Annotated in this window: 3 protein-coding genes; all 3 read right to left on the reverse strand. The window is 45.7% G+C overall.

Features of this window, described 5'->3' with window-relative positions; all coding sequences use genetic code 11:
• A partial coding sequence (locus H6F50_RS21520) for a MinD/ParA family protein (protein ID WP_190430280.1) occupies window positions 1–656 on the reverse strand: 656 nt, incomplete at its 3' end.
• 287 nt (window positions 657–943) lie between these two features.
• Window positions 944–1,270, reverse strand: coding sequence for an ArsR family transcriptional regulator (locus H6F50_RS21525; RefSeq protein ID WP_190430281.1), 327 nt, complete (start codon window positions 1,268–1,270; stop codon window positions 944–946).
• Between the two features lie 117 nt (window positions 1,271–1,387).
• A complete protein-coding gene (locus H6F50_RS21530) occupies window positions 1,388–3,745 on the reverse strand; it encodes a CHASE2 domain-containing protein (protein WP_190430282.1) in 2,358 nt (785 codons plus the stop codon).
• Window positions 3,746–4,383 lie beyond the last annotated feature (638 nt).

The following is a 4,383-nucleotide window of genomic DNA, read 5'->3' on the forward strand; positions in this document are numbered from 1 at the left end:
GAAAGCGGCAAAATTCCAGCCACCGGAGCATTGTAGGTTTTTTCTACCTGTTGCTTCAAGGCATCAAAATCCAAAACGGGTAGCGCCTTATTTACTAGCAGCAACATCTTAGGCACTTGTAATTTCCGAGCCACTTCCACCGTCACAGCAGTTCCCTGAAAGTCTTGGCGGTCTGGACGCAAAATTAGCACCAAGATATCAGAGATAGTAATAGAAAGTAGAGTTTCTTCGTTAAGACCTGGGTGGGTGTCAATAAATAAGTAATCCAGATTCAAGGTTTCCATTATCTCTTGGAAACCGTCATTGAGGAGACCAAAATCAAATCCCTCGCGCAGCACTTTAGTAATATCCCCCGCTTTGATACTAGAAGGAATCAGATGAATGCTGCCGCCTTTAACGCCAGTTTTTCTTAAAACTGAGGTGACATCATAAGCAGCTTCTTCAATTAAACAGCGACCCCACAGGTAGTCATTGAGAGAGTGTTCCATCTTCTGCTCATCGAAACCGAAAAGCACGTGAATTCCTGGCGATTGAATATCGGTATCAACGATACCAACGCGATACCCAAAGCGAGCCACTAAAGCTGCCAGATTCGCCGTCGAATTTGATTTGCCGGTGCCACCCCGGAATGAGTGGATGGACACAATTTTTGACATGGTTTACCTCAATATGTGAGAGGATTCTTCATCCTTAACAGAAAACAATCGAGAAAGCCCACTCAAGGGCGCGGGGAATGAACCGTGCGGCTTATACGCTATACCATTTTGTCTTTTGGTTGCAACATATAGATTCTCAGATGCCCTTTTTTCAAGCGTTAGGGAGGGGCTGGAAGAAGGGTTAATATAGTACTTCACAACCTCAATAGGATTACAACCTTATCAAGGTAGTAGAAACTTGCGTTTAGGCTAATTCCCACAGCTTGATAGACGCTTATTTCGTTTACTCACTCCAGGTTCTGCCAGATATTTGTAGATAGCTTGCTTCGCTGTTTAGAGGCAAGGCGAGGTCGGTAGCGGAGTGTTTCTCCCTCTTCTAGTTCTTGCACGACGCCTTGAGCTACTAGAGCTTCTAACTGGGTGCGGGCAACTTCCTCACTTTCGCCAGTGTGAGCTGCCACTTCCGGCAAGGTCACGTTTTTCTGACGCATCATCCAGTTGACGAGTTTTTGCAGGTCATCGGGCAAATTCATCATATCAAGCATATTCAGACCAATATCAGTTTGGTGTCCGCTGGAATTGGTGGGTGATTGATCGATTCGATCCTGATTCATCTTTTCCTTCCTTGTTCTTCAGCTAATGATGTGAATCGCGAGCCTACGCATCCGGCGTAGCATACTCAGTTCGATGTATCGGTAGATGTCCTCTAATAGCGCTTTATCTCGCCGCCATCAGGTAGATTCAGTCTCTGTATTCCTCACGGTTTTTGCCCGTTGCTGCAACTGCTGGAAGTAATCGAGTTCTTCGCTTTCAGCTTCCTGGCTAGTCTCTAGAACTTCTATTGTTGAGGAATTTGACTCGGTAGTGGTTTCTGCGTGCCCGTCGCTGCTCGAATTTCTCAAGTTTGCTCGTTGCTGCAACTGCTGGAAGTAATCGAGTTCTTCGCTTTCAGTTTCTTGGCTTGCTGGTGTGACATCTGCTATTGAGGTATTTAACTCAGTGGCAGCTTGGGTTTGCCTATCTTCCTCCCAATTTCTCAAGGTTGCTCGTTGCTGCAACTGCTGGAAGTAGTCGAGTTCTTCGGTTTCTTCAACTTCTTGGCTTGGCTGGAGGACTTTTGGGGTTGACGTATTTGGCTCAATTGCGGCTTCTCCCTGTCCGTCCTGCTGATTGCTTAATTCTTCGACAGGAGAAGTAATTTGGCTTGCCAATGCAACTTCTGGTATTTCAACGTTTGATTCTGCAACAGCTTCTGCTTGCCCATCATGATGCCGATTTCTTAACTTTTTACCCTTTTTCTGTAACTGCTGTAAGTAGTCGATTTCTGCTGTTGTTTCAGGGGCTTGGTTTGCCTGTGTAGCTTCTGGTATTTCAACAGTTGGCTCAGTGGTAGCTTCTGCTTCCCCATCATTGGATCGATTCCTGAAACTTTTTCCCTTTTGCTGCAACTGCTGTAAATAGTCGATTTCTGTGGTTGTTTCAGCCGCTTCTGGGATTTCAACGGTTGACTCAGTGGTAGCTTCTGCTTCCCCATCATTGGATCGATTCCTGAAACTTTTTCCCTTTTGCTGCAACTGTTGTAAGTAGTCAGTTTCTGCCGTTGTTTCAGCCGCTTCTGACCTCTCGACTTTTAATTTAGAAGTTGTTTTTTCAGAAGGATTGCTTTCTCGACTCCTGAGATTTTTCGCCTTTTCTTGCAACTCTTGGAAGTAGTCACTTTCTGTAATTTCCGCTACTTGGCGTTCTTTCTTTTCCTGGTCAATCTCAATATCGATTTTTAAAAACCCTTTGACGCCTTGATAGATGGCTTTGGCGTATCCTCTATCTATCAAAACGACGCCGACTGCCGTTGTCACCAGTGCCAATGCTGGGGGCACGAGGGGTATCCATCCTGCTTTGAGAAACAAAACATAACAAGTTCCAAACAAGAGGGCGATCGCTCCCCCTCCCGCAATCACCAAGAGCAAGGGACGCCGAATCCGCCATGCCACTAAGCCTCCCACCAACGACCAGGCCCAAATCCATCCAATTTCGCCCCACTCATTCCAGTACCAAAATAGCGGTCGTTTATCCAGAACTGCACTGAGGATCTGACTCACAACCTGAGCATGAATGACCACTCCGGGCATTTTCTGAGTGCCTTCTTGAGCAGCACTATAGGGCGTGTTGAAGTCGTCATTCACGCTAACTGCGGTGTAGCCAACCAAAACAACCCGATCTTTGACTAAAGCTGGATCTATCTTGCCTTTGAGTACATCTGTAAGCGTTATCTTTTGGGCAGGCAGATTTGCCGAACGGTAGTTAATCAACATCTGCAACCCTTCCGTGTCGGCGTTCCGGTATCCGCCAGCATTCGGATCGGGGCTTTTGAAGAGAGTGGAACCGATCTTCAGGTTCCCGTCATCTGAAGGTTCTGCTTCGATTCCCTCAGCTTGCAGGTACATGAGTGCTAGGGTCAAATCCAAGGAGGTGAGTTGCTCTTCGGGATCGCTACAAAGATGGGGGTTCTCTAAGGGAGCGTTCGGGACTGGAGGATTTGCCACTAAGAGACTGCGGCGAACCCATCCATCAGGTTCTTTGACGAAATCAGCAAATCCCACTTGGTCTGGTGAGATTCCAGGCGGTGGCGGAAATCCTGCCTGTTTACCATCACTGAGTTGGCAGATCGTAATAATGCGATCGCTTCCTTTGAGGATCTTCAATAAATTGGCATTCCCCTCTTTGACCGGAACATCCCGAATAATATCTATACCGATGGCTCTCGGTTCATACTGCTCTAGTTTCTCTAACGCTTTGGCAATTGTGGCATCCGAGATAGGCCACCCTTTCTCAGTTTGGATATCTCCCTCAGTAATCTCCACCAGCAACAGGCGATTATCTGGACCTTCATCACGACGCATCCGAGTCAGCTGGTCAAAAGCACCCAGCTCTTGTCCTTGGAGTATCCCTAGTTGCCTAGCTCCCACGACCAAGCTTGTCGCCACCACACTGGTGAGAACAACTTGTCCACCAAAATTTAAAGCTGCTGTGCGTAGGTTGTTTGTGTTTGATAGCAGGGAGCGAATCTTTGAACTGAGCTGAGAAACCATATAATTGCCGCCTCCTCTCTAGGGGCTAGAGTTTTAATCTTCGCTCAATGTGTAGCTTAAACAGAGGAAATTAAGATTAAGAATTTGTATGTATCCTTGTGTCCTTGAAAATTGTTTAAGCCGCAAATTGAGTCGTCAAGAACCAAAAAATTAATTGACTACAAAACTTTATGAAGCTTTTGAGAAGAAATCGGACAAATAGATAATTTTTTTGATTGAGAAAAGAAAAAGTGCCAATTTGAGAGATAATTTTATAGTAGTTATAACATCAATTTTTGTACTAAGCAAAAACCAGCGATTTTAAGTACCCACTAAGGCAAGAAACATGACAAAATTAATCGCTAATTTGTAGAGATATGCCAGGAAAAGTGGGAAACTTTGTTGAAGATTAAAGAGTCTTTGTCTAAAACCACTACGGTCGCGCTCGAGTTTATTTACAAAGCACGATGCCTCATGGAGGCGATCCCTTTGGAAGGTGTTTCGATCCCTTTGTATGCACTCCGCTTGCTGCTCGCTAGGTAAACCCACTGCAACAACTTAAAGATTATGGTGAACAAGTCTTCTGTGTATTTCACAACACTCTCCTTAGCCTTGTTTGTGGGGCTTAGTGCGATCGCTACCAGCTTTCCAGCCACCGC

It is taken from the genome of Coleofasciculus sp. FACHB-712 (assembly GCF_014695635.1).
In the GTDB taxonomy this organism is placed as follows: domain Bacteria; phylum Cyanobacteriota; class Cyanobacteriia; order Cyanobacteriales; family FACHB-T130; genus FACHB-T130.

What these genes read in the sequence shown, in the direction of transcription:
- H6F50_RS21525 (WP_190430281.1), bottom strand. Translation starts at nt 1,270, where the DNA reads ATGAATCAGGATCGAATCGATCAATCACCCACCAATTCCAGCGGACAC.
- H6F50_RS21530 (WP_190430282.1), bottom strand. Translation starts at nt 3,745, where the DNA reads ATGGTTTCTCAGCTCAGTTCAAAGATTCGCTCCCTGCTATCAAACACA.